At 61.0% G+C, this 25,055-nt stretch carries 18 protein-coding genes; 5 read left to right on the top strand and 13 right to left on the bottom strand.

Annotated elements, in window-relative coordinates; all coding sequences use genetic code 11:
• Positions 1-182: 182 nt before the first annotated feature.
• Positions 183-1,193, bottom strand: coding sequence for a type I glyceraldehyde-3-phosphate dehydrogenase (gene gap / locus K0F85_RS15890; protein ID WP_010395244.1), 1,011 nt, complete (start codon positions 1,191-1,193; stop codon positions 183-185).
• 75 nt (positions 1,194-1,268) lie between these two features.
• The gene (gene tkt / locus K0F85_RS15885; RefSeq protein ID WP_219116948.1) at positions 1,269-3,266 is read right to left on the bottom strand and encodes a transketolase; all 1,998 of its coding nucleotides are present in this window, start codon (positions 3,264-3,266) and stop codon (positions 1,269-1,271) included.
• A 194-nt stretch (positions 3,267-3,460) separates the two neighbouring features.
• On the opposite strand from tkt, the gene K0F85_RS15880 reads away from it, so the two are divergent.
• The 3 genes from K0F85_RS15880 (at position 3,461) to K0F85_RS15870 (ending at position 9,596) form a co-directional block, all read left to right on the top strand.
• Complete coding sequence (locus tag K0F85_RS15880; protein WP_219116947.1) at positions 3,461-4,186, top strand: 16S rRNA (uracil(1498)-N(3))-methyltransferase; 726 nt, start codon at positions 3,461-3,463, stop codon at positions 4,184-4,186.
• 857 nt (positions 4,187-5,043) lie between these two features.
• Complete coding sequence (locus tag K0F85_RS15875) at positions 5,044-7,731, top strand: TonB-dependent receptor (protein ID WP_257572819.1); 2,688 nt, start codon at positions 5,044-5,046, stop codon at positions 7,729-7,731.
• Positions 7,732-7,967: 236 nt separating this feature from the next.
• Positions 7,968-9,596: an NAD(P)/FAD-dependent oxidoreductase gene (locus K0F85_RS15870; protein WP_219116946.1), complete on the top strand. Its 1,629-nt coding sequence runs from the start codon at positions 7,968-7,970 to the stop codon at positions 9,594-9,596.
• A 15-nt stretch (positions 9,597-9,611) separates the two neighbouring features.
• Here the strand turns inward: K0F85_RS15870 and K0F85_RS15865 are convergent, their stop codons facing one another.
• The 6 genes from K0F85_RS15865 to glnA form a co-directional block, all read right to left on the bottom strand.
• The gene (locus K0F85_RS15865) at positions 9,612-10,985 is read right to left on the bottom strand and encodes a GAF domain-containing sensor histidine kinase (RefSeq protein ID WP_219116945.1); all 1,374 of its coding nucleotides are present in this window, start codon (positions 10,983-10,985) and stop codon (positions 9,612-9,614) included.
• 133 nt (positions 10,986-11,118) lie between these two features.
• On the bottom strand, positions 11,119-12,084 hold the full coding sequence (gene corA / locus K0F85_RS15860) for a magnesium/cobalt transporter CorA (RefSeq protein ID WP_034760218.1): 966 nt from the start codon (positions 12,082-12,084) through the stop codon (positions 11,119-11,121).
• A gap of 139 nt (positions 12,085-12,223) precedes the next feature.
• Complete coding sequence (ntrC, locus tag K0F85_RS15855) at positions 12,224-13,702, bottom strand: nitrogen regulation protein NR(I) (protein WP_219116944.1); 1,479 nt, start codon at positions 13,700-13,702, stop codon at positions 12,224-12,226.
• A 48-nt stretch (positions 13,703-13,750) separates the two neighbouring features.
• Positions 13,751-14,839, bottom strand: a complete 1,089-nt coding sequence (gene glnL, locus K0F85_RS15850; protein WP_219116943.1) for a nitrogen regulation protein NR(II) — start codon at positions 14,837-14,839, stop codon at positions 13,751-13,753.
• Between the two features lie 7 nt (positions 14,840-14,846).
• Positions 14,847-15,356, bottom strand: coding sequence for a DUF4124 domain-containing protein (locus tag K0F85_RS15845; protein WP_306984996.1), 510 nt, complete (start codon positions 15,354-15,356; stop codon positions 14,847-14,849).
• Between the two features lie 157 nt (positions 15,357-15,513).
• Positions 15,514-16,929 carry a type I glutamate--ammonia ligase gene (gene glnA, locus K0F85_RS15840; RefSeq protein WP_029496182.1) on the bottom strand — a complete coding sequence of 472 codons (1,416 nt, stop codon included), beginning with the start codon at positions 16,927-16,929 and terminating at the stop codon, positions 15,514-15,516.
• 384 nt (positions 16,930-17,313) lie between these two features.
• Here glnA and K0F85_RS15835 point away from each other — a divergent pair, with 384 nt between their 5' ends.
• Positions 17,314-17,775: a rhodanese-like domain-containing protein gene (locus K0F85_RS15835; protein ID WP_219116942.1), complete on the top strand. Its 462-nt coding sequence runs from the start codon at positions 17,314-17,316 to the stop codon at positions 17,773-17,775.
• 75 nt (positions 17,776-17,850) lie between these two features.
• Here the strand turns inward: K0F85_RS15835 and K0F85_RS15830 are convergent, their stop codons facing one another.
• Positions 17,851-19,203 carry a TAXI family TRAP transporter solute-binding subunit gene (locus tag K0F85_RS15830; protein ID WP_219116941.1) on the bottom strand — a complete coding sequence of 451 codons (1,353 nt, stop codon included), beginning with the start codon at positions 19,201-19,203 and terminating at the stop codon, positions 17,851-17,853.
• Positions 19,204-19,332: 129 nt separating this feature from the next.
• On the opposite strand from K0F85_RS15830, the gene K0F85_RS15825 reads away from it, so the two are divergent.
• On the top strand, positions 19,333-19,938 hold the full coding sequence (locus K0F85_RS15825; RefSeq protein WP_219116940.1) for a glutathione S-transferase family protein: 606 nt from the start codon (positions 19,333-19,335) through the stop codon (positions 19,936-19,938).
• On the opposite strand, the gene K0F85_RS15820 is transcribed toward K0F85_RS15825, so the two are convergent.
• From K0F85_RS15820 to K0F85_RS28825, 4 genes are all read right to left on the bottom strand, one after another.
• Entirely contained in the window at positions 19,935-20,315 is a 381-nt protein-coding gene (locus K0F85_RS15820; protein WP_219116939.1) for a hypothetical protein, read from the bottom strand. The genes K0F85_RS15825 and K0F85_RS15820 overlap by 4 nt on opposite strands.
• A gap of 59 nt (positions 20,316-20,374) precedes the next feature.
• Positions 20,375-23,491 carry a transglycosylase domain-containing protein gene (locus K0F85_RS15815; protein WP_219116938.1) on the bottom strand — a complete coding sequence of 1,039 codons (3,117 nt, stop codon included), beginning with the start codon at positions 23,489-23,491 and terminating at the stop codon, positions 20,375-20,377.
• Positions 23,492-23,854: 363 nt separating this feature from the next.
• Positions 23,855-24,640, bottom strand: coding sequence for a molybdopterin-binding protein (locus K0F85_RS15810; RefSeq protein ID WP_219116937.1), 786 nt, complete (start codon positions 24,638-24,640; stop codon positions 23,855-23,857).
• Between the two features lie 45 nt (positions 24,641-24,685).
• Positions 24,686-25,055, bottom strand: a 370-nt coding sequence (locus K0F85_RS28825; RefSeq protein ID WP_257572818.1) for an EI24 domain-containing protein, incomplete at its 5' end; no start/stop codon positions are given.

Genomic DNA, 25,055 nt, shown 5'->3' with positions numbered 1-25,055 from the left:
GGAATTTTATTCAGCATACACGGCAAAAAAAATGTAACTAAAGGTAGTCATGTATAACACGCCACCTGGACTGAAAAACACCATCGATGCGCGCGCAAGATGTACGCGCAAAAAAAAACCGCCCTGTCAGACAGGGCGGCCCGGCACCGCTCAGGGTGCGTTCACTGCAGCGTTTTGATGAATTACTTGGCCGACATCAGCGCAACGGTGGTGTCGAGCATGCGGTTCGAGAAACCCCACTCATTGTCGTACCACGACGAGACTTTCACCAAACGGCCCGATACCTTGGTCAGGGTCGAATCGAAGTTCGACGAAGCCGGGTTGTGGTTGAAGTCGATCGATACCAGCGGTTCGGTCTGGTACGTCAGGATGCCTTCCAGGGCGCCTTCCGAAGCGGCCTTCATCAGGGCGTTGACTTCTTCCACGGTGGTGTCGCGCTTGGCGATGAAGGACAGGTCGACCAGCGATACGTTGATGGTCGGCACGCGGATGGCGAAACCGTCCAGCTTGCCATTGAGCTCAGGCAGCACCAGACCCACGGCGGCGGCAGCACCCGTCTTGGTCGGGATCATGCTCATGGTGGCCGAACGGGCACGACGCAGGTCTTCATGCATCACGTCGGACAGCACCTGGTCGTTGGTGTAGGCGTGCACGGTGGTCATCAGGCCCGTTTCGATGCCGATAGCGTCGTTGAGTGGCTTGACCAGCGGTGCCAGGCAGTTGGTGGTGCACGAAGCGTTCGAGATGACGGTGTCGGTCGATTTCAATACCGAGTGGTTGACGCCGAAAACAACGGTCGCGTCGACGTCCTTGCCGCCTGGTGCGGAGATGATGACTTTTTTCGCGCCGCCCTTCAAGTGCGCCGAAGCTTTCTCTTTTGTCGTGAAGAAGCCGGTGCACTCAAGCACGACGTCCACGCCCAGCTCGCCCCATGGGATTTCAGCCGGGTTGCGCTGTGCGAATACGCGGATCGGATCGCCATTGACGATCATGTTGTCGCCTTCGACAGTGACCGTGCCCGGGAACTTGCCGTGCGCGGTGTCGTAGCGCGTCAGGTGGGCGTTCGATTTGGCATCGCCCAGGTCGTTGATGGCAACGATCTGGATATCCTGTTTCTTGCCGCCTTCATAGAAAGCGCGCAACACATTACGGCCGATGCGGCCGTAGCCATTGATTGCAACTTTGATCGTCATACTCTGCTCCTGATTAAAAAAGAAGGTACATGCACGCTCCCGGCGAGAACCTCGCCCGGAACGTTAAAAATCAATTCAGCCAGCGATAACGGCTTTCACCTTGGCCACGACGTTGTCGACCGTGAAGCCGAAGTGCTTGAACAGCACGCCGGCAGGCGCCGATTCGCCAAACGTGTCGATACCGACCACGGCGCCTTCCAGGCCCACGTATTTGTACCAGAAGCTGGTCACGCCAGCCTCGATGGCCACGCGCGGCACGCCCTTGGTCAGCACGCTGGCCTTGTAGGCGGCGTCCTGGCGGTCATACACGTCGGTCGACGGCATCGACACCACGCGCACGGCGATGCCTTCGGCAGCCAGCGCGCTGGCGGCGGCGACAGCCAGTTCCACTTCGGAACCGGTAGCGATCAGGATCGCCTTCGCATCCGCCACGTCGTTCAGCACATAGCCGCCGCGATAGATGTTTTCGATCTGTTCAGCGCTACGCTCCTGGTACGGCAGGTTCTGGCGCGAGAAGATCAGGGTCGACGGGCCATCCTTGCGGCGCACGGCGGCGCCCCAGGCAGCAGCCGACTCGACGGTGTCGCATGGACGCCAGTTGTCCAGGTTCGGGATCAAGCGCATCGACGAGACGTGCTCGACCGATTGGTGCGTCGGGCCGTCTTCGCCCAGGCCGATCGAATCGTGGGTGAACACGAAGATCGAACGCAGTTTCATCAGGGCGGCCATGCGCAGCGCATTGCGGCTGTAATCGGAGAACGTCAGGAACGTGGCGCCGAACGGGATGTAACCGCCGTGCAAAGTGATGCCGTTCATGATGGCGCTCATGCCGAATTCGCGCACGCCGTAATTGATATGGTTGCCAGGCTGGCCCGAACGCACGGCCACACACTCTTTCCAGTTGGTCAGGTTAGAACCGGTCAGGTCGGCCGAACCGCCGAGGAATTCCGGCAAGGACGAAGCCAGTGCCTGGATGGCGTTCTGGCTGGCCTTGCGGGTGGCGATGTTTTCTTTCTTCTCGACGCAGGAAGCGATGGCGGCCGACAGCGCCGTTTCAAACGCGGCTGGCAATTCGCCCTGCATGCGGCGAGTCAGTTCGGCTGCTTGCTGCGGGAATTCGCGGCTGTAGGCGCCAAAACGCTCGTTCCAGTCCGCTTCCAGCAGGGCGCCTTGTTGCTTGGCATCCCAGGCTGCGTACACGTCGGCCGGCATCTCGAATGGAGCGGCATCCCAGCCGATGTATTCGCGCACGGCGGCGATTTCCTTGTCGCCCAGCGCGGCGCCGTGGACCTTGTCTCCGCCTTGCAGGTTCGGCGAACCCTTGCCGATGATGGTCTTGCAGCAGATCAAGGTTGGCTTCGATGCGGTCTTGGCGGCGGCGATGGCGGCGGACACGGCGGCAACATCATGGCCGTCGACGGCGCGGATGACGTTCCAGCCGTACGCTTCAAAGCGCGCCGGGGTGTCGTCCGTGAACCAGCCTTCGACTTTGCCGTCGATGGAAATGCCGTTGTCATCGTACAGGGCGATCAGCTTGTTCAAGCCGAGGGTACCAGCCAGCGCGCACACTTCGTGCGAAATACCTTCCATCAAGCAACCGTCGCCGACGAAGGCATAGGTGTAGTGGTTGACGATGTCGTGGCCAGGCTTGTTGAATTCAGCGGCCAGCAATTGCTCCGACAGCGCCATGCCGACGGCGTTGGCGATACCCTGGCCCAGCGGGCCGGTGGTCGTTTCCACGCCTGGCGTGACATCGACTTCCGGGTGGCCCGGGGTTTTCGAATGCATCTGGCGGAAGGCCTTGATGTCATCCATCGACAGCTCGTAGCCCGTCAGGTGCAGCAGTGCGTAGTGCAGCATCGAGCCGTGGCCGTTCGACAACAGGAAACGGTCGCGGTTCTGCCATTTTGGATTCGCTGGATTGTGGCGATAGTGACCACTCCACAGGGCAACTGCGATCTCGGCCATGCCCATCGGCATGCCTGGATGGCCGGAGTTGGCCTTTTGTACAGCGTCCATTGCCAGTGCGCGGATCGCATTGGCCATTTTGGTAGTCGGGAGCGTAGTTGTCATGATGGTGTGGGTCAGTCGCGAGTTTGGGATTCGTTTGCAGCAGCGCGGACAAGAAAGAACCCAGGCCGGCTGCTTTATGTAGTCAACTATTTTACCAGACTGAGGGGCTGCAAATTAGAATTGCGGCGTACTGGCCCGCCAAATGGCTATACTTTGACGTCTTTCCACCCCACTTACCCCCGTTGAGGATTTGCATGCCGCGTTTTTTCTGTCCCCAGCCGCTCGTTGCCGGCACCACCATCGCTCTGCCGGAGGCTGTCGCCCACCATATCCAGGTCGTGCGCCTGGCGCCGGGCGACTTCATCACCCTGTTCAATGGCGAAGGTGGCGAAGTGCAAGCGAGCCTGGTAACGGTCGCCAAGCGCAGCGTGACGGCCGAAGTGCAAGCCCACGTGGCGCGTGAAGCGGAGCTGCCGTATGCCGTGACCCTGGCGCAAGCGCTGCCGGAAGCGTCGAAGATGGACTGGATCATCGAAAAGGCCATCGAACTGGGCGCCGCGGGCATCGTGCCGCTGTCGGCGCAACGTTGCGTCGTGCGCCTGTCCGCCGAGCGGGCAGAGAAAAAACTCGCGCATTGGCAAGGGATTATTGTTTCCGCTTCAGAACAATGCGGCCGCAACCGCCTGGCACAACTGGCGCCTTTGCAAGACTTCAATAGCTGGAGCAGCCAGCAAGATTTGCATAAGCGCATCATCCTGACGCCGCGCGCGCAGCAGTCGCTGGCAGACTGGGCGCGCCACCAGCCGCCGCAAGCGATTACGGTGATGGTGGGACCGGAAGGCGGGTTTTCGGAAGCGGAAGAAAAAGCCGCCCTGGCCGCCGGCGCCATCGGCCTGTCCATGGGGCCGCGCATCCTGCGCACGGAAACGGCGGGATTGACGGCGCTGGCGACGCTGGCGATATTGTGGGGTGGGATGTAGGCGCACTGCGCTTATGCTATCTTTGATTACCATCTGATCTGCTAACAGGTGGCCAAGGACTAGGGGCCGCCTTCATCGCCTGCAAGTCCAACCGAGCGCCCTGCCATGGACACGGCGCAACGCCAGTTGCAAGCACCAAATCTGTTATTCGCCTTCCGGCCACTTGCCGTGCGCTTCAATGCTGCACCGACAATACCGACCGCGCCGCAATGCAAAGTATTACGGCGCCTTACGTATGGCCCATCATCGAAATTGCGAAAATAAAAACAAAAATAAACCGCGCATTTTTAAAATTACGGCTCCGCTATTATTATTCTGAATTTCGAAATAAGTACACCGCCTAAACATTCGGCAATTAAGCACTAAGATGGCACATAACCGCACCCCTTTGATGCGGAAACCTAATATTGCACCATGATGGCGCTTACGTCTATCGTTCTACGGTATAGTACAAAAAAACAACGCTTTTCCCACCATTTCATCCGCATGCACCAGCCCCAAAAGCGCCAAGGCATGAGCCCTGGGCTGCAGTCAGGGGGCCACCAGCACGGCAAGGACAAACTGCCAAGCTGTGCCTTGTGTTGTTTTTTCATATGCATTTCCACTATAAAAATTGACAGCCAAGTCGTTGCGATGGTTTCATTAACGTCTTGAAATCTTGAATACTCAAGATTTCAAAGACACCGTCCATGAGACGATTGATAAAATAATAGATATATATATGGCCGGCTTTGCCGATACATGGCAATGTCAAGCCGCATATTCATAATGTGAGGAGTTTTGCAATGATGGTGGAAACAGGATTATCGCGGTCTATCCGTTTGATGTTTATCGGCAGCCTTGCGTTTGGCATGCAAATGGCCAACGCACAGACCACTGGCGGAAGCATTCAAAAGGTCGAAGTGACAGGTTCGAGCATCAAACGCGCGGAAGCCGAAACCATTTCGGTCATTCAAACCCTGAGCCGCAAAGATATCGAACAAACCGGTAAAGCGTCGATCGCCGACGTCGTGCGCAGCATCTCCGCCGACAACAACGGCAGTATCAGCGGCTCCTTCACCAACGGTTTCGCAGGTAGCGCCTCCGGCGTTTCGCTGCGCGGTTTGAGCGTCAGTTCGACCTTGGTGCTGATTAATGGCCGCCGCACGGCGCCTTACGGCTTCGGCGATGACGGCCAGCGCAGCTTCGTCGACTTGAACTCGATCCCGCTCGACGCAGTGGACCGTATCGACATCCTGAAAGACGGCGCTTCCGCCATTTACGGTTCCGACGCGATCGCTGGCGTGGTCAACATCATCTTGCGCCAGAACTATGTCGGCAAGACCATCTCCGCCAATGTCGGCCAGAGCGGCCACGGCGACGGCACCGTCACCAGCATCTCGGGCGCCATCGGCTTCGGCGACATGGACACCGACAAATTCAACGTCTTCGCCACCATCGATGCGAAAAAATCGGGCGAAATCAAGCAAAGCAACCGCGACAAATGGATCGGCCAGGCTGATGCCCGTCCATGGGGTGGCCGCGACCAGCGCGCTGGCCAGACGACCGCCGGCAACGGCGGTGGCAGTTCCTTCCTGGGCACCCTGCGTCCAATTTCGCCAACACTTGGCAACGTAACCAACTTGCCAGGCTCGTGCGATCCGGTCAACCTCGATCCGAAGGGTGGCAGCTCGAACGACAACTCCCGCGGCGGCTGCTTGTGGGATCCAGTCCAGTTCGCGACCATCCAGCCAAAGACCGAAAACGTCAACTTGTTCATGCGCGGCACCCTGGCATTGGGCGCCGATGCCCAAGGCTACACGGAAGTGGGCATCTTCAAGTCGAAGGCCGATACCTACTCTACCCCGTCCGGCCTGACTGGTGCGGGCTTTGACTTGGTCAATGCCCGCGTCAACAACACCAGCACCGGCCCGGATCAGCTACTGATGCCGGCAAACCACCCGGATAACATCCTGGGCGTCGCCGCCCGTCCACGCTGGGTCGATGCTTCGCGTCCACGCACGTCGAACCTCGAAACGACCGTCACCCGTGTTCTGGCCGGCGTCAAGGGTACATACGCCAACTGGGATTACGATACTGGCCTGATGTACGCAGAAAGCAAAACCGACCGGACGCAAACGGGCTACTACCGTTCCAGCGCCCTGCGCACGGCGCTGAACAACGGCACCTTCCGCATCGGCAAGGGCGTTATCAATTCCCCTGAAGTACTGGCGCTGGTGTCGCCTACGCTGAATAACTCAGGCACGACGAAGAACACCTCGCTGGACTTCAAAGCGACGCGCGAACTGTTTCAATTGCCAGGCGGCATGATGGGTATCGCTCTGGGCGCCGAATACCGCAAGGAAGAAACGAACAGCCAGTCGACACCATATACCGACATCAACGATATCGTTGGCCTGGGCTATTCCGCTTCGCAGGGTTCGCGCAACGTTAAGGCGCTGTACGCCGAACTCGCCGCGCCAGTCATGAAAGAATTGGAACTGCAATTCGCGCTGCGCAGCGATGATTACTCGGACTATGGCCGCTCGACCACGCCAAAAGTCGGCTTCAAGTTCACGCCAGCGTCGGCCGTGGCCTTCCGCGGTACGTATGCTGAAGGTTTCCGCGCTCCTAGCGCGGCGGAGAACGGCAACAGCGCCGTAGCGGCGTTCACCAGCATCGCCAGCGATCCAGTGCGTTGCGCCGTGACGAAATTACCAATCGATTGCTCGTCGCAACAAGTTGGTGCGATCACCATCGGCAACAAGAACATCAAGCCGGAAACGTCGAAGAGCTACAGCCTGGGCGTGGTGCTTGAGCCGATCAAAAACATCAGCCTGTCGATCGACTGGTGGAAAATCGTCCGTGATGGCGAAATCAACGGCTCCGATCCTGGTGCAGTGGTCGCCAACCCAGCTGGTTACCCAGATGCGGAAATCGTTCGTGGCGAACCTACAAGCAACTTCCCAGGCTTGGTTGGCCCTATTCTGATGGTCAAAGCTCCTTACCTGAACGCTGGCAAGACCAAGACCTCGGGTATCGACCTGGATCTGCGTGGCAAGTACAACGCTGGCGAATACGGCCGCTTCAACTCGGGCGTAACGGTGACGTACATGAAGGAATTCACCCGTACCAACGCCGATGGCACGGTACTGGAGTTTGCCGGCACCCACGGTGACGTCAACCTGTCCGGTAACGGCGGTACGCCAAAAACCAAAGTCCGCCTGACTCTGGGTTGGGATCAAGGTCCGGTTAACGTCACTGCCAACATGAACTATGTCAGCAGCATCAGCAACAAGAACGATGTCAACGGTGACTGCCTGGACACCGATGCCAACGACGTACCATACAAAAACTGCCGTATCGCGTCGTTTACGACCACGGATCTGTTTGCCAAGTGGAGTGTCACGAAGCAATGGGAACTCACCGCATCGATCACCAACCTGTTCGACAAGATGGCACCACTGGACGTGCAAACCTATGGCCGTATCAACTACAACCCATCGCTGCACCAAGCGGGCGCAGTGGGACGTTACTTCACGCTGGGCGGCCGTTACACGTTTTAAGCGCCAAGCAAGATATAACAGTTAGTTAGTCAGCAAGACGAATCCGGCGGCCATGCAGTGGTCGCCGGATTTTTTCTTTTCCGCAACCTCCCTCCTTCCTGCCGCGCCAGCGTGCCGCTGACCTCGCAGATGGCCCGTAGCCGGACATGCAGGTAAAATAGCGCCCGGATGCGCTCACGCGTCACCACACATTCTCCGCTAGATACGGAGCCCGGTAATTTCTAAAAATACACATCATGCTGCGACTCAACGAAGTAAAACTCCCCCTCGAACACGACGAAGCGTCCCTGCCGGCTGCCATCCTGGCCCGCCTGGGCATCGATGCAGCCGATCTGCTCGGCTTTACGGTCTTCAAGCGCAGCTATGACGCGCGCAAGCGCAGCGCCGTGGTGTTGATTTACTCGCTGCATGTGGACGTCAAGAATGAAGCGGCCGTACTGGCGCGCCTGCAGCACGATGTGCACCTGATGCCCGCGCCCGATACCGATTACAAATTCGTCGCCGGCGGCGAACAGCTGGCCGGCCATACGAATGAACCGCGCCCCATCGTCATCGGCACGGGTCCCTGCGGCCTGTTCGTGGCGCTGATCCTGGCACAGATGGGTTTGCGCCCTCTCATCCTGGAACGCGGCAAGCAGGTGCGCGAACGCACGGTCGACACCTTCGGTTTCTGGCGCAAGCGCGAACTGAACCCGGAATCGAATGTGCAGTTCGGCGAAGGCGGCGCCGGCACCTTCTCGGATGGCAAGCTGTACAGCCAGATCAAGGACCCCAAACACTACGGCCGCAAGGTATTGACGGAATTCGTCAAGGCCGGCGCGCCCGAAGAAATCATGTATGTGAGCAAGCCACACATCGGCACTTTCCGCCTGGTCAAGATGGTGGAAGAAATGCGCGCGAATATCGAACAGCTGGGCGGCGAATACCGCTTCAGCAGTAAAGTGGTCGATCTCGACATCGTGCCGGGCGCCGACGGCGGCCAGGTGCGCGGGGTGGTGCTGGACAATGGCGAAGCCATCGCCAGCAACCACGTGGTGCTGGCCATCGGCCACAGCGCGCGCGACACTTTCGAAATGCTGCATCGCCGCGGCGTGTACATCGAAGCGAAACCGTTTTCGATCGGTTTCCGCGTGGAACACCCGCAATCGCTGATCGACAGCTGCCGCTTCGGCCCCAGCGCCGGCCACCCGATCCTGGGAGCAGCCGACTACAAGCTGGTGCACCACGCCAGCAATGGCCGCTCCGTCTACAGCTTCTGCATGTGTCCGGGCGGCACGGTGGTGGCAGCCGCCTCGGAACCGGGCCGCCTGGTGACGAACGGCATGAGCCAGTATTCGCGCAACGAACGCAACGCCAACAGCGCCATCGTCGTCGGCATCACGCCAGCCGACTACCCGGGTGACCCGCTGGCCGGCATCGCCCTGCAGCGCGAACTGGAAGAGCGCGCCTTTGCCCTGGGCGGCGGCAACTACGATGCCCCAGGACAATTGGTCGGCGACTTCGTGGCCGGCCGCGCCTCGACGGAATTTGGCAGTGTGGTACCGTCCTACAAGCCGGCCGTGCACCTGACGGACCTGGCGCCATCGCTGCCCGAATACGCGATCACGGCCCTGCGTGAAGCGTTTCCGGCGTTCAACAAGCAGATCAAGGGTTATTACAAGGCCGACGCCGTGCTGACGGGAGTGGAAACGCGCACCTCGTCGCCGATCCGCATCAAGCGCCGCGACGACGACCTGCAAAGCCTGAATACGCGCGGCCTGTTCCCCGCCGGCGAAGGCGCCGGCTATGCGGGAGGCATCCTGTCGGCGGCCGTCGACGGCATCAAGGTGGCCGAAGCGGTGGCGCTGTCGATGGCCGCCGCCTGACGCGCGTATGGCAGATCAGGCGGCCAGTGGCAGCCTGATCTGTATATGACAGCCGGGACTGCTATCGATGGCGCACACCTGGCCGCCCAGTTGCTGCACGATGGTGTAGACGATGTGCATGCCCAGGCCGGAGCCGCCCTGGCCCCGCTTGGTGGTGAAAAACGGTTCAAACATATGCTCGCGCACGGCGGGCGCCAGGCCGATGCCATCGTCGGAAAACTCCAGCAGCAGCCAGCGCAAGGCCGCGTCAGTGTCGTTCGCCTCGATGCGCGCGCGTATTGTGATGCGCCCCGGCCCGCCCTGCGGATAACCGTGGCGGGCGCTGTTCATCAATAAGTTCGAGAGGATTTGCGACAGCTTGCCGGCCGCCAGGCGTACATGGCAATCGGGCGCGATGTCGAGCTCCACGGCCAGTGCCGCCTTGCGCAGTTCCGGGCTGTGCGCCGACACCAGACCGTGCACATAGTCATGCAGCGCCAGGTCGGCCACGTATTCGCTGACCTGGTCCACCGCCAGTTGCTTGAAGTTGCCGATCAGGTCGGCCGCGCGCGCCAGGTTGCGCTCGATCAGGGCGGCCGCGCCTTTCAGGGATTCGGCAATGTCGACCAGTTCGACACGGCTGACCTTGGCGCCACCGAGCAGCTGCACCAGCTGGTCGGCATAACTGCCCATGCTCGAGGCCGCCGTCAGGGCCACGCCGATGGGCGTATTGACCTCATGCGACACGCCCGCCACCAGCGAGCCGAGGGCCGCCATCTGTTCCTGCTCGATCAGGTTGGCCTGCGCCGCCAGCAGCGATTCTGTGCGCTGGCGCACGATTTCTTCCAGTTGCTGGGTGCGTTCCTGGTGCTGCAGCTCGGCCGCGCCGCGGGACGAGAAGATCGACAGCAACAGCAGCGCCAGCAAGCGCTTGTTTTCATCGATGGGCCGCGTGTCGATGGCCGACAGGATGCCCAGGGTCTTGCCGTCGGTGTCGATCAGCGGCATGCCGACATAGCTTTCCGCCTGCATGTCGACGAGGAGGGTATCGAATGGAAAGCGACGCTGGATATCGCTGCCATGAAAACACATGCTCTGGCACGTCACATCCTGGCACGGCGTATGCTGCAGGCTGTATTCGACATTCGGCTGGTAGCCATTGCCGCCCCACAGGGCGAGCGTGCGGATGCCTTCGCTGCCATCGTCCAGGCGCACCAGGCGACCGGCGATCACATAGTGCACGTCCAGCGCTTCGGCCAGCTCCTTGACGAGGATGCGCAGAAAGTCGTCGCCACGGGCGCGTGCCGTCGAGGCGGTAATCGAGCGCAGGGCCGCCTCGGCCAGGGTGCGCCGCTGCTCGGCATCGAACAGGGGTTCTTGCGAATTCACATCAAACAACGGAATACTCATGAATGCTCCTGCGCAACACTGGAAGCACCAGCAAACCTGCCGGCGTGGCAACCCTCAGCCATGGCCCGCGCGAGCAGACCTGCCGCGATTGTACCCCTGACTATTGCTTAATAATACAGATAAGGGGAATTTTTTATAGCCAGCCGGAACGCTTGAACAAGTAATACATATAGCCGCAGACACAGCTCATCACCGCCACGGCGGCCGGATAGCCATAATGCCAGTCCAGCTCCGGCATGAACTTGAAGTTCATGCCCCAGATGCCGGCAAACGCCGTGAACACGGCAAAGATGGCCGCCCAGGCCGCCAACTGCTTGTTCACTTCGCTCTCATCGATGGCCACCATCGACAGATTCACCTGGATCGCCGTGCTGATGGTGTCGCGGATGGTGTCGAGCGTGCCATTGATGCGCGCCAGGTGGTCGTGCACGTCGCGGAAATACTCTTGCGTATCGTGGCACAGCGGCGGCACCCGCCCGCCGTGCAGCTTGCCCACCGCTTCCATCAGGGGCGCCACCACGTGGCGCAAGACCATGACCTTGCGCTTCAACTGGTACAGCCGTTCGATATTGTCGCGCTCGGTGCCACGGTCGAAGATGCGGTCCTCGATCAGTTCCAGTTCCGATTCGAGCGCATCGAGCACGGGAAAGTAACGGTCGACGACGGCATCCATCAGCGCATACAGCACGAAGGCCGAGCCCTGGCGCAGCAAATGCGGTTCGCGCTCGGCGCGCGCGCGCACGCCGAGGAAACCTTGCGAACTGTTGCTGCGCGACGAGAGTACGTAATTGGCGCCAACGAAAATATCGACTTCGCCCAGCACCAGTTCATTCTCGACCATTTCCACGGTTTTCACGACGGCAAACAGGGAATCGCCATATTCCTCGATCTTCGGCCGCTGATGCCCCCGCTGCGCGTCTTCCACCGCCAGTTCATGCAGGCAAAACTCGTGCTGCATCTGTTTCAGCTCGTCCGGCGTGGCGTCGAGCAGGGCGACCCAGACAAAGCAGTCGGGCCGCTCGACGTAATCGCTGATATCGTCAATCGGCAAGTCGGCCAGTTTTTTGCCATCCTGGTAGGCCACGCAATTTATGAGCATGCTATTCCACAGTTCAAGTTAACACCGGACGAAACAGTCCGGCAGGCGCCAGCTTACCTTATCGCCTGCTGTGGGTGTTGTGACGTGTGATGCAAGCTGCGGGGAAAAGCGGACGGGGGAGTCCCCGTCCGGCCATGCGTCAATCGTCCTTGGCGCCGTCGATGCCCAGTTCGGATATCTTGCGGGTGATGGTGTTGCGGCCGATGCCCAGGCGCACGGCGGCATCGTTCTTGCGTCCGTGCGTATGCTTGAGCGCCGTCTTGATCAGGGCCGACTCGAATTGCCGCCCCAGCACGGCCATGACTTCCTGCTGTCCTGCGCCCAGCATGCCGGCCGCCTGCAATTCCAGCAAGCCGATCCAGCCTGGCGGCGCGCCGTTGGCGGGCGCGGGACCTTCGAAGACCTGGCCGCCGTGCGGCTGGGCAACGGCCGCCGGCGCCGCCTCGCCCGCCGCGCCATCGCCCTGCCCCTGCGTCAATTCCAGCGGCAAGTCCTTGATTTCCACCGTCTGGCCCGGCGCCATGACCGTAATCCAGTTGCACAGGTTTTCCAGCTGGCGCACATTGCCGGGCAAGTCGAGGCTGCTGAGGAATTGCATCGTCGGTTCGCTCATGCGCTTGGCTTCCACGCCCAGCTGACGCGCGCTTTGCACCAGGAAGTGGCGCACCAGAATGGGGATATCCTCGCGCCGCTCCCGCAAACTGGGCAGGCGCAGGCGGATCACGTTCAGGCGGTGATACAAGTCTTCGCGGAACAGGCCGTCACGCACGCGCTGCTCGAGGTTTTGGTGCGTGGCCGTAATGACGCGCACATTCGCCTTCATGGGCTGGTGGCCGCCGACGCGATAGAAATGGCCGTCGGACAGCACGCGCAGCAAGCGCGTCTGCAGGTCGAACGGCATGTCGCCGATTTCATCGAGGAACAGGGTGCCGTTCTCGGCTTGCTCGAAGCGGCCCCGGCGCGTCGTCTGGGCGCCGGTAAATGCACCGCGTTCATGGCCGAACAGTTCCGATTCCAGCAAATCCTTGGGTATCGCCGCCGTGTTCAGGGCAATGAAAGGCTGCGCCGCGCGCGGACTGTGCTTGTGCAGTGCGCGCGCCACCAATTCCTTGCCGGAACCGGATTCGCCCGTGATGAGCACCGTCACATTCGACTGCGACAGGCGGCCGATGGCGCGGAACACTTCCTGCATGGCCGGTGCCTGGCCGAGGATTTCCGGCGTTTCCGACGGGCCGGACTCGACACTGGTCTCGCGCAGGCTCTCTTCCAGCGCGCGGCGGATCAGCTCGACAGCCTTGTCGATGTCGAAGGGCTTGGCCAGGTATTCGAAGGCCCCGCCCTGGAAGGATGCGACGGCCGAATCGAGGTCGGAAAACGCCGTGATGATGATGACCGGCAAGCCGGGAAAGCGCGACTTGACCGTCTGCAACAGCTCCAGGCCGGACGCGCCCGGCATGCGGATGTCGGACACGAGCACTTGCGGCGTGTCAAATTCCAGTGCGGCGATGGCGTCGCGCGCATTGGCAAAACTCTTGGTGGCGAGATTTTCCCGCGCCAGGGCTTTTTCCAGCACCCAGCGGATTGATTCGTCGTCGTCAACTATCCAGATTGGCTTCATTAGTGTGTGTGTCCCGCAATGGATTTCATGGGTGGGATACCTCCTCGCTTATGGCAAGGGTAGAACGATCCTGAAATCGGTGTATCCAGGCCGGCTTTCGCACTCGATCACGCCCAGGTGCTGTTGCACGAAGGTTTGCGCCAAGGTCAGTCCCAGCCCGCTGCCGCCTTCCCTGCCCGACACCAGCGGGTAGAAAATCCGGTCGCGGATCTGGGGTGCGATGCCCGGTCCATTGTCGATGATATGCAAGTCTAATGCCAGGCCGTAACGGACCTTGGCCAGGGTCACCTGGCGCGCCACGCGCGTCTTGAAAATCAGCTCCGCATCGCCCGCTTCGATGCGTTCGGCCAGGGCTTGCGCCGCGTTATGCGCAATGTTGAGCACGGTTTGTATCAACTGCTCCTTGTCGCCGCGAAACTCGGGGATCGAGGCGTCGTAATCGCGCGAAATAGTCAGGCCGCTGGGAAACTCGGCCAGGATCAGGCTGCGCACGCGTTCGCACACTTCGTGGATATTCACGTCACCCACGATATGCGGGCGGCGGTGCGGTGCCAGCAGGCGGTCGACCAGGGTTTGCAGGCGGTCCGCTTCCTTGATGATGACTTGCGTGTATTCGCGCAGCTCGCTCAGGTGCAGGGCCGGCAATTCCAGCTCCAGCAGCTGGGCCGCGCCGCGGATACCGCCCAGCGGGTTCTTGATTTCATGCGCCAGGTTGCGGATCAACTCCTTGTTGACCTGGCTCTGGTCGAGGATGCGCTCCTCGCGGTCGAGTTTTAACTGCTGCACGTTTTCGCGCAGCTCGATCAGCACGCCGTCGCGCGGCGCGTCGAGCGCGCTGACGATGCTGTGCACGCGCAGCGGCTCGCGCCCCAGGCGTTCCAGGCTCAGGTCCTGGCGCAAGTCGGAAAATTTATGTTCGAGCGCCTGCGCGCAAATGCCGGCCAGTTCGTCGGGATTCAAGAATAGCGCCGTCAGTTTTTGCCGCGACAGGGCTTTCAGCGAGCTTTCCAGCAGGTTTTCCGCCGCCGCGTTGGCATAGCTGATGCGGCCGTCGCCATCGAGCAGGATCACGGCCGACGCCAGCAAATCAAGGCCGGCCAGGTGGGCCGGACGGCTGGAGTGGGTATCTATTGTCATGGTCTCGTCATCGGATATTGGCGATTTCGCGTTTCAGTGCCTCGACGTTCTGCTGTGTCCGGCCAATGTTGTCCTTCATTTGCGCCACCCGTTCCTGGTATTTCGCATCGTTACGCTCATTGCCCTGGCGCTCGGGCTGGCCGGCGTTAAACTCCAGGCGCTGCGCAGCCAGTTTCTGCTCTTCGCTGCGCAATTCATCCTGCAATATCTGGCGCCGGTCCAGGTCGCGCGCGCGCTGCTCGGCGCCATCGACCCTGGGAAACGCGCCGACGGCAGGCACCGCCGTGGCCGCCGCCTGCGTGGCGGGCCGGGCCGGTGCGCCGGCCAGCGGCACCGTCTTGCGTGGCGGCTCCGTCATGGCGCCGGGCAAATCGAGCTGCTGGCAATGCGCGCCAACCCGCTTGTCCGTGTACGTCTTGTGTCCTTGTGCATCGGCGCAGACATACAACTGTCCGTGCGCCTGTGCCGCCGCGCCCAGCAATCCTGCCATCAGCGCCATTCTGTAATGCTTGCTCAATCTCCACTCCTGTCGGCGCATGCCGCATCGTTCCTGGGCCGACTATACAACACCATACTCTCACCGCCTTGGCGTACTGCATAAAAAAACGCGGGCAAGACCGATCGCCTCACCCGCGTTTTTTATTCACTACCGGCAAATTGCCGGCATGGCGCCATTACAGCGAGTAGTACATGTCGAACTCGGCAGGATGCGTGGTCATGCGCATGCGCTGCACGTCCTGCATTTTCAGTTCCAGGTAAGCATCGATCATGGAATCGCTGAACACGCCGCCACGGGTCAGGAACTCGCGGTCCTTGTCCAGCGCGTCGAGTGCTTCTTCCAGCGAAGCGCACACGGTAGGGATCAGTGCGTCTTCTTCCGGCGGCAGATGGTACAGATCTTTCGAGGCGGCTTCACCCGGGTGGATCTTGTTGGCAACGCCGTCCAGGCCGGCCATCAGCAGTGCGGCGAAGCACAGGTACGGGTTCGCCAGTGGATCCGGGAAGCGCGCTTCCACGCGGCGGCCTTTTGGATTGGCCACGTGCGGGATACGGATCGAGGCGGAACGGTTTTTCGCCGAGTACGCCAATTTCACCGGGGCTTCGTAGCCTGGCACCAGACGCTTGTACGAGTTGGTGCCCGGGTTGGTGATCGCGTTCAGTGCCTTGGCGTGCTTGATGATGCCGCCGATGTAGTACAGGGCGAAATCGGACAGGCCGGCATAGCCGTCGCCAGCGAACAGGTTTTTGCCATCTTTCCATACGGATTGATGCACGTGCATGCCCGAACCGTTGTCGCCAACGATAGGTTTCGGCATGAAGGTAGCGGTCTTGCCATAGCTGTGCGCCACGTTCCACACCACGTATTTCAGGTTTTGCGTCCAGTCGGCGCGCTCGACCAGGGTCGAGAACTTGGTGCCGATTTCATTCTGGCCGGCGCCGGCCACTTCGTGATGATGTACCTCAACCGGGATGCCCAAGGACTCCAGGATCAGACACATTTCCGAACGCATGTCCTGGAAGCTGTCGACTGGTGGCACGGGGAAGTAGCCGCCCTTGACGGTAGGACGGTGGCCGCTGTTGCCGCCTTCGATGTCCTTGCCGGTCGACCACGAACCTTCGTCCGAACCGATCTTGACGAAGCAGCCCGACATGTCGATCTTCCAGCGCACGCTGTCGAAGATGAAGAATTCCGGCTCAGGGCCGAAGTAGGCGGTGTCGCCCATGCCCGACGATTTCAGGTAGGCTTCGGCGCGTTTCGCGATCGAGCGCGGGTCGCGGTCGTAGCCCTTGCCGTCCGACGGTTCGATCACGTCGCACTGCATGAACAGGGTCGTTTCTTCCATGAACGGGTCGATATTGGCCGTGTTTGGATCTGGCAGCAAGATCATGTCGGATGCTTCAATGCCTTTCCAGCCAGCGATCGAAGAACCGTCAAAGGCGTGGCCCGACTCGAATTTGTCCATGTCGAAGTGCGACACGGGAACCGTCACGTGCTGCTCTTTACCACGGGTATCGGCAAAGCGGAAATCAACGAATTTGACTTCGTTTTCTTCTACCATCTTCAAGACTTCTGCGGCTGTCATTGCCATGCGTATCTCCTAAATGAATGTGGGGTGAGCCGACCTTAATGCGTCTGGGCTGATGAAGCGAAGCAAACATTGCGTGCCACCAAAACTCATAAGGATCATAGCAGATTCCATGCCAGCTTCTGGACGGATGTGAGGACCTAGATCAAAACCCGGCCATCCCAGTGAAAGTTTTCCCGCACGTGCTTTTCAAGTGCGTTTGCACCACATTAAGAATGCACTATGTAAGTGCAAAAAACGACTAACGCACCATTATCGTGCAATTTCCGCCCGTTTCTGAAAAATGCCTTCCCGTGGTGCATGCGCCGTACACTGCGACTTCCCGTTTGCGGGGCGCGGGCGGCGCACTATAATCATTCACACCATTCCACTTTCATCGAGGACGCCATGACTACCGCCGCCGACATCCTGACCACCGCCCGCAGCCGGGCCAATGAAGGTACGCCGTATGCTGGCGCCGTCACGCCGCAGGAAGCGTATGCGCTGCTGCAGGGCGATGCCGCCGTCAAGCTCATCGATGTCCGCACGAATGCCGAGCGCGACTGGGTGGGCCGGGTTGACATCGCCGATACCCAGCATGGCGCGGTGCAGTGGGCCACGTATCCGGGCGGCGCGCCGAATCCCGATTTTATGCAGCAACTGGCGGCCCAAGCCGGCAAGGACGAGGTGCTGCTAATGCTGTGCCGCTCCGGCGTGCGGTCGCGCCATGCGGCCAAACTGGCGACCGAGCACGGTTATAGGCACTGCTTCGATATCCTCGAAGGCTTCGAAGGCGACAAGGATGCCGACGGCCACCGCAAGCAGATCGGCGGCTGGTGCAAGGCGGGCTTGCCGTGGCTGGGCGCCTGAAGCCAGGAACAACTGAACAGCTGTCCATGACGGCGACGCGTCAGCCAGATGCCGTGCCAGCCGTGGACTGACGCTTCAGGCCGGCTCGCCCGCTTCGAACGTCGGATGTTCACCCATCAGGGTGAGGATGCGCTTGCGCACGAAATTGATGTGGCTGCGCAAGCCATACAGGCCATCGGCAAACGACAGGGGAATCGATATCTGGTTGACCATTTCCTCGATCTGGTCCAGCCGTTGCAATTGCGCCGCATACACTTGCGCGCGCTGCTCTTGTGGCACGTCTTCCAGCGCCTGCTCCACCGTGCGCAGCTGGCCGTACCAACGGTACACGCGCGAACGGATGCGCCACACGTACAGGGGCGGCACCACGCGCGACAGGGGCAGGATCAGGGCGCCCAAGGCCACCACCAGTACCCACATGCGGTCAAAGAAATTGGCCAGCCAGAAACTCATATAGCGCTGCAGCACGGGCGCGCCATCCTTGTAGAACTTCAGCGCTTCGGGTGCCACAGGAATTTCCGTATAGCGCGCGGACGGAAATTGCCCCTGCTGCTGGAACCAGCCCGTGCCGCCGTGGATGCGTGCCGCCGCCTGCACGAACAGGTCCACCAGGGCTGGATGCAAGTCTTCGCGCGCGACTAAAGTGGCGGTCGGCGCGATCAGGTGGTAATCCTGTGCGGGGATATTGCGCCCCAGGTCGACGATACCGCGTGGCAAGACGACATGCGTGAGGAAAGGCAGGCGCCGCGTGTACGCCTCCGCTTGCGAAAAATTAAACAGTTTGATGCCCGGCGTTTGCAGCAGCATCTGGATCAGCGGCGCTTCCGGCGCCGAGCTGAACACAAGGCCATCGATGCGCCCTTCCAGCAGCTCCACCGTGGCGGGCGTGTTCTGCAAGTCGCTGACGGTCAGTTCATTCGCTTCCACGCCATTCACGGACAGCAACTGCCGGAACAGGCTGGGCACGCCCGTGCCTTCCGGTCCCAGGTTGATTTTCATGCCCCTCAGCTGCGTCAGTTCCGTCACTGCCTTGTCTTCGCGCAGGAACAGCCAGACGGGTTCCGTAAACAGGCTGCCGAGGGAAATCAAGCCCCGCCGCTCGGCATCGGCGTGTTCCGTCGAACCGCTTTGCACGAAAGCGATATCGGTCTTGCCGCTATTCAAGCGCTGCAGGTTTTCCTGCGAGCCCAGCGATGGCTGCAAGGTCACCTTGATGCCGTGCTTGGCCAGGGTGGCCGCATATTTCTTGCCGAACTCTTCATAAGCGCTATTGTCCTGCCCCGTCGACAGGCTCACCTGGCGCGGCGGCGCCGGATCGACCAGCCAGTAAGCGAGCGCGCAAAACGCGCCGACCAGCAACAGGGTGGGGCCGGCGGTGGCGAGAAAATCGCGCACGGAAAAGCGGCTGAACGCGAGGATTTTGGACATGTGATGGCGCATAGGTTTCATGGGTGGCTACGATGCCAAGAAAAGTGCAACTATGCAAGGCATCTCTCATGCGCGGCATAGTCATTTCGGCTACAGTGGCAGATCGATCACCTGCCCCCGGAGCCCCGCATGCTGAAAATTCTTGGAAAAGCCGCCTCGATCAATGTCCGCAAAGTCTTGTGGACGTGCGAGGAACTCGACCTGCCGTATGAACGCGAAGACTGGGGCAGCGGCTTTCGCAGTACCGACGACCCCGCCTTCCTGGCCTTGAACCCGAACGCCATGGTGCCCGTGCTGGTTGACGGCGAGCTGGTGCTATGGGAATCGAACACGATCTGCCGCTACCTGTGCGCCCAGGCCGGCCGTGAAGACTTGCTGCCAGGCTATCCCCGCGCCCGCGCGGAGGTGGAAAAATGGATGGATTGGCAAATGGGCGACCTCAACAACAGCTGGCGCTACGCCTTCATGTCACTGGTGCGCCACAGCCCGGCACACCAGGATGCGGCGCAACTGGCGGCCGGCATTGCCGGCTGGAACAAGATGATGGATATCCTGGAGCAGCAGCTGCAGCACACGGGCGCCTACGTCTGCGGCGCAGCGTTCACCCTGGCCGATATCGTGCTGGGCCTGTCCGTCAAGCGCTGGCTGATGGCGCCCATGCAGCGTCCCGAGACTCCCGCCATTGCCGCGTATCACGCGCGCCTGGAAGATAAAACGGCCGTGTTTGCCGGCTAATCGAGTTCGATTGCCTCGACCGTGCCGCCGATGACGTAGCAATCGCCATCGCGGCGCACTTCGTCCAGTGTCGCGGGATCGTCGTGCGTGTAGGTGCCGTCGACATCGACGCACCAGTCGTCGCCGAAACGCAGCAACTTCACGCCGCAGCAGATGCGGTTGATGAAGTTGCCCGGCGTCCTGAGCAGCACTTCGCGCACCGCGCCCACCGTGATGGCGACCTGGCGCCAGACATTGCCATCCAGCGCATGATTTCTTGCATACAAGACGATGCGCACGGCTTGCACGCCCCCGGGCTGATACTGCTGCTCGATGGACACGAGCGCGCCATCGTCAAAGCGGTGATATTGCTGAAAAATCTGCTGCGTTTTGTCCAATTGCACTCCCTCAAAAAAAAACCGGCCCGTGAAGGCCGGCTTTCAGCTGCAACAATACCTTAATTCGTGCACTGCTTGGCCACGCCCTCGGCCGGCGCGGGCGGCTCGATCAGCGGCATCAGGCTTGGCGCCAGCGACACCAGCAATTGCACGGGCAAGGCGCTGGTGAAATCGTAGTTTTTCGATTCCGGCCCGCGCACATACGCCGTCATGCTGCCGTAGAAGCGCTCGCCGATATTGAAGACGAACGTGGCCGAACGGTTCACATAGCGCGACTCGATCAGGCGGCCGCCGGCGCCATACACGTCGAAGCGCTGGTCGCCCGTGCCCGTCTTGCCGCCCATGGGAATCGGCACGCCGTCGGCGCCGACAAACGCCGTCTTGGCCCGCTTGGCAGTACCGTCAGACACCACTTCGCGGATGGCCTTGGCGACGGCCTTGGCCACGTCCGGCGACAGCACTTGCTCCGCCTCCACCTTGCTGCCCCGCTTGACCATGGTGTCGTACGGCGTATTGGCGGCGAAATGCATGGAATCGATACGCACGCTGGGCTTGCGCACGCCATCGTTGATGATGATGCCCATCAACTCGGCCAGCGCGGCAGGACGGTCGGCCGAGGCGCCCAGGGTGGTCGCGTAGGACGGCACCAGCGAATCAAACGGATAGCCCATCTTCTTCCACTGGCGGTGGATTTCCAAAAAGCCTTCCACCTCCAGCAAATTGGCGATGCGCCGATCCTGCGCATGCTTGCGGTGCGTATTGAACAGCCATTTGTAGACTTCCTGGCGTTCCTTTTCGCTGGCCGCCACCATCTGCGACAGGGTGGAACCTTCGTGCTGGCGCAGATACGCCACCATCCACAGTTCCAGCGGATGCACATTGGCCAGATAACCGCGGTCGGCCAGCGACCAGTTTTCCATCGCATACTGCTGGTACATCCTGGCGACGCGCTCGGACGGCACTTCATTTTGCGACGGCAGGTTGGCGTTAAGGAAATCGCCGAATTCCGCCACCGTGCCCTTGGGATTGACGGTGCGGAAGATATTGGCCAGGCGCACTGGGGTCGGGCGTATGCTGGCCAGCAAGATCTTTTCCTGCTCGTCGACGCTCTTGCCGCGATACTTCTGATAGAAGCGGTGCAGGAATTCGCGCCCTTCCTTGTCGGCAAAACGGCTCAGGTATTGGGCCCGGCGCGGATCGTCCGCGTCGGCCAGCAGCGAGGCCGAGGAATCGGGGCGCGAAAACATGTAGTAACGGGCCACGTCGCGCATCAGGCGCACGAATACCAAGTTGGTCGACTGGCGCAGCGCCTGCTGCACCGTCATGATGCGGCTGTCGTCAAGCCTGGAAAAGTTGCCGAAATGGTGCAAGCCGCCGCCCGTGAAGAAACCTTCAGCGGGGTTGCCCGAATACTTGCGCTCCATGGCGGCGGCCAGCATGGCCGGCAAGTTGCGCGCCTCGCCGGCAGGCAATGGTTTCAAGTAGGCAATCGCCCACTGCGACAGCAAGTCCTTGGGATCGACGGTGATCTTGCCCAGCTCGGCCGCGCCCATGCCGCTGTAGCGCTGGTGCAACTGGTCGATGATGTCCAGGTAGGTGACCAGGGTGCGCAGCTTGGCCGTGGAACCCAGGTCCAGCTTGGCGCCTTCGTTGATATCGAGCGGCTGATCGTAGTTATCCGTTTGCACGCGCAGCAAGTTGGCTTGCTCGCCTTTTTGCAGCAAAGTAAAACTGTAGACCACGTTGGCAGGGTCGCCATTGCCCAGCATGCCCTTGCCCGTCAGGCCGGCCGCTTTCGCCACCTCCGGGTCACGCAACTCGCGCAAGACCTTGGTGACGGCGTTTTGCGCCTGCGCATCGAGCGTGCTGACCACTTTCAGGTCCAGGCGGTCGAGGTTGTACAGGCGCGGATCGCCGAGCATGCTGGCCAGGTGGTTGCGCACGGCATTCGAGGCCTTGCGCGTGACGAACGAGGTCGACGCTTCCGATTGTACGCCCGAGGCCGTCGACGGGCGCAGCTTCTCGGCGATGGCCGCATTGCGCAGCTGCGGCGAAATCACGCCCGCCTGCGCCAGCAGACGCAGATGGCTGTTGGTCAATTCTTCCAGGTCAGCGCCGCCGGCCACCAGGTAATGCGAGGGACGGCGCTGCGCGATCAACAGGCTCAGCGCCTGCTTGTAGGCCAGCGCACTGCCCGGCTGGTCCATATTACCCTTGAGCAAAGTCTTCACTTCGGCAAACGGACGGCCATACCAGACCCACATGCCGTCGCCGATGCCGTTGACTTCGCCAAAGCCGCTTTTTGCCGACAACGGCACGGTATTGAGGTAATTGACGACGATCTTGCGCCGCGCTGCCATGGTGTTCTCGCCATCCTGGTACGAACGCAGGCTGGCCGAGATCATCTGCAGCAGCTTGTCCTGCATGGAACTGGTAAGCCCGTCTTCCGAATGGCGGTATTTCTCGATCTGCGTGGCCAGGGTGCTGCCGCCGCCGCCGCGGTGGCCGCCGAACAGGTTCAGCGCCTTGTCGAGGATGGCCTTGCTCAGGCGGTCCCATTCCACGGCGGGATTGCGCGCGGGCGTGCCCGGGTCGAGCAATTCACGGTTTTCGATGAACAGCAGGCTTTGTACCAGCGCGGGTGGCGCTTCGGCAAAGCCGTCGAACATGCGCTCGGGATAGCTGGCAGCGAACAGGGGCGCGGCGCGGCAATCGAGAATGCTCAGTCCCGCGCGGTTTTTCTCGTGATAGGTGGCAAAGATGCCCCGGTCGACCAGTTGCACCATCTTCGGCGACATGCGCGCCTGCGCCGTGACGGCATAGTCGCGCGCGTTCAGCTTGGTAATAAAATCTGGCAGGCTGGCATAGCCGAGCCGCTCGTCGTAGGGCCCGTGCTGCGGATAGCGGATGGCGCCTGCCGGTGCGGGGCCAGGCTCGACCTTGAACGCCAGCTGGCGGTCCAGGCGCGTGAAAAACTCGGCCTGCAGGGCCGAGGTGCGCACTTCGCGCATGACGAACCACGCCACGCCGGCGATCAGCGCCAGCACAATGATGGCGAAGATCGGCCAGATGCGCGAACGGCGCTTCTTCGGCGGACTCGCCGGGGGCGGCGCCTCGGCGGCTGGATCAGAAGGGGGCCGCTCTTGCGCGGCCAGATTAACGCCTGTGTCGTTCATGGGATGCTAGGGTAAGGTTGGGTTTGGACGGCGCGGAAAATACGGTAGCGATACCGCTCCGCACAGGATAAGACGAGGGCCAGCCAGAGCCGGTCACAACAAAACTTGCTTAACATGATGTCCATACCGGTGAATCAAAAAAACACACTGCTGCACAGGCAGGCAACCCCGCTTTAGACACGCCAGCTTCCTGTTCACCATTCCACCACATCGGCATGAAAACGACCGACGAGCGCGCACAAAAACCTTGCTTCATTGAAGATTTTCGCAAAAAAACAACGCCTGGGAACGTACGCTAGCGTACATAGATGCAAGGCAGGCCGGACACCGGCGAAAAACCGCCGGCGCCGGGCTGGCAAGCTGTCAGAGGGTGGCGTATTCCGCATGCAGGGCATCGAGCGCGGCGCACATGTCCGCGAAGGCGGCCGCCGCTTGCGCCGGTTCGCCCTTGACGCCCAGTTCGATATGCCGGCGCGTCTGCGCATCGCCCACACTGGGCAGGCTGAACACCTTGATCAAGGGATACGCCGCTTCCAGGCGCACCATCAGCGGCGTCAGCAACGATTCTGCCGTTTCATACACGAGCAAGGCATGTTCTGCGTGCGGCACCTGGTTGAACAAGTGGCTGTAATGCGTGTCGAGCACCCATTCGATCATGGGCCACGACATGACGGGAAAGCCCGGCACGAAATAATGTTCGCGCACGGCAAAGCCGGCAATCTTGTTGTACGGATTCGGAATCAGCGCGGCGCCTTCGACAAATTCCGCCATTTTCAGGCGATGCAGGTTTTCCGGCGTGTTCAAGTCCGCCGGCACGCCCGCCTCTGCGCCCATTTCCGTGATGCGCTGCTCGATATTGAGCTTGCCCTGCGGATGCAGCACCAGTGGCAAACCAAGCGCATCGGCCGCCGCCTGGCGCGTATGATCGTCCGGCGTGGCGCCGATGCCGCCAAAGCTGAAAACGATGTCGCCGCTGGCAAAGCTGCGCTTGAGCAAGGCGACCAGGCGGGCAGGCTCGTCGCCCACGTATTCCGCCCAGCTCAGCTGCAAGCCGCGTGCTTTGAGCATGCTCACTACTTTCGGGAAATGCTGGTCCGTGCGCTTGCCCGACAGGATTTCGTCGCCGATGATGATCAATCCGATAGCCATGGAACTTCCTCGTTCGATTCGATTAAAGGTCAGAATTAATGCAGGTCAGGCGTCCGCCGGCGCCACGTCGGTCATGCCGCGTACGCCCCGCAAACGCGATAGTGCTTCCAGGCAGTAATACTGGAACCACAGACCCGTGAAGATAAAGATCAGTACATATAGCCAGATGGCAAACGCCGCCAGGAAGGGGAAGAACACCACCGACATCACGCCGCCCATCCACAGCATGCCCGGCACGGCGCCGGCTGCGCCGGAAACCATGCCGATGGCCAGCAGCGGCCAGCGCTGCGTGCGCATGATGGCGTGGCGCTCTTCCACGCTGGCGTAATCGGCCATGGCGTCATATGCCATCACGCGGTAAGTCAGCCAGCCCCACAGCACGGCTTGCCCCACCAGTGCGGCGGGCGGAAACGCG

Source organism: Janthinobacterium sp. UMAB-56 (assembly GCF_900095265.1).
In the GTDB taxonomy this organism is placed as follows: domain Bacteria; phylum Pseudomonadota; class Gammaproteobacteria; order Burkholderiales; family Burkholderiaceae_D; genus Janthinobacterium.
Note: the sequence above shows the minus strand (reverse complement) of the source record. Positions and strands in the feature narration are given on the sequence as shown.

What these genes read in the sequence shown, in the direction of transcription:
- ntrC (WP_219116944.1), bottom strand. Translation starts at nt 13,702, where the DNA reads ATGAAGCCAATCTGGATAGTTGACGACGACGAATCAATCCGCTGGGTG.
- corA (WP_034760218.1), bottom strand. Translation starts at nt 12,084, where the DNA reads ATGCTCATAAATTGCGTGGCCTACCAGGATGGCAAAAAACTGGCCGAC.
- K0F85_RS15880 (WP_219116947.1), top strand. Translation starts at nt 3,461, where the DNA reads ATGCCGCGTTTTTTCTGTCCCCAGCCGCTCGTTGCCGGCACCACCATC.
- glnA (WP_029496182.1), bottom strand. Translation starts at nt 16,929, where the DNA reads ATGGCAATGACAGCCGCAGAAGTCTTGAAGATGGTAGAAGAAAACGAA.
- K0F85_RS15810 (WP_219116937.1), bottom strand. Translation starts at nt 24,640, where the DNA reads ATGGCTATCGGATTGATCATCATCGGCGACGAAATCCTGTCGGGCAAG.
- K0F85_RS15870 (WP_219116946.1), top strand. Translation starts at nt 7,968, where the DNA reads ATGCTGCGACTCAACGAAGTAAAACTCCCCCTCGAACACGACGAAGCG.
- gap (WP_010395244.1), bottom strand. Translation starts at nt 1,193, where the DNA reads ATGACGATCAAAGTTGCAATCAATGGCTACGGCCGCATCGGCCGTAAT.
- K0F85_RS15875 (WP_257572819.1), top strand. Translation starts at nt 5,044, where the DNA reads ATGGCCAACGCACAGACCACTGGCGGAAGCATTCAAAAGGTCGAAGTG.
- tkt (WP_219116948.1), bottom strand. Translation starts at nt 3,266, where the DNA reads ATGACAACTACGCTCCCGACTACCAAAATGGCCAATGCGATCCGCGCA.
- K0F85_RS15865 (WP_219116945.1), bottom strand. Translation starts at nt 10,985, where the DNA reads ATGAGTATTCCGTTGTTTGATGTGAATTCGCAAGAACCCCTGTTCGAT.
- K0F85_RS15830 (WP_219116941.1), bottom strand. Translation starts at nt 19,203, where the DNA reads ATGTCCAAAATCCTCGCGTTCAGCCGCTTTTCCGTGCGCGATTTTCTC.
- K0F85_RS15815 (WP_219116938.1), bottom strand. Translation starts at nt 23,491, where the DNA reads ATGAACGACACAGGCGTTAATCTGGCCGCGCAAGAGCGGCCCCCTTCT.
- K0F85_RS15825 (WP_219116940.1), top strand. Translation starts at nt 19,333, where the DNA reads ATGCTGAAAATTCTTGGAAAAGCCGCCTCGATCAATGTCCGCAAAGTC.
- K0F85_RS15835 (WP_219116942.1), top strand. Translation starts at nt 17,314, where the DNA reads ATGACTACCGCCGCCGACATCCTGACCACCGCCCGCAGCCGGGCCAAT.
- glnL (WP_219116943.1), bottom strand. Translation starts at nt 14,839, where the DNA reads ATGACAATAGATACCCACTCCAGCCGTCCGGCCCACCTGGCCGGCCTT.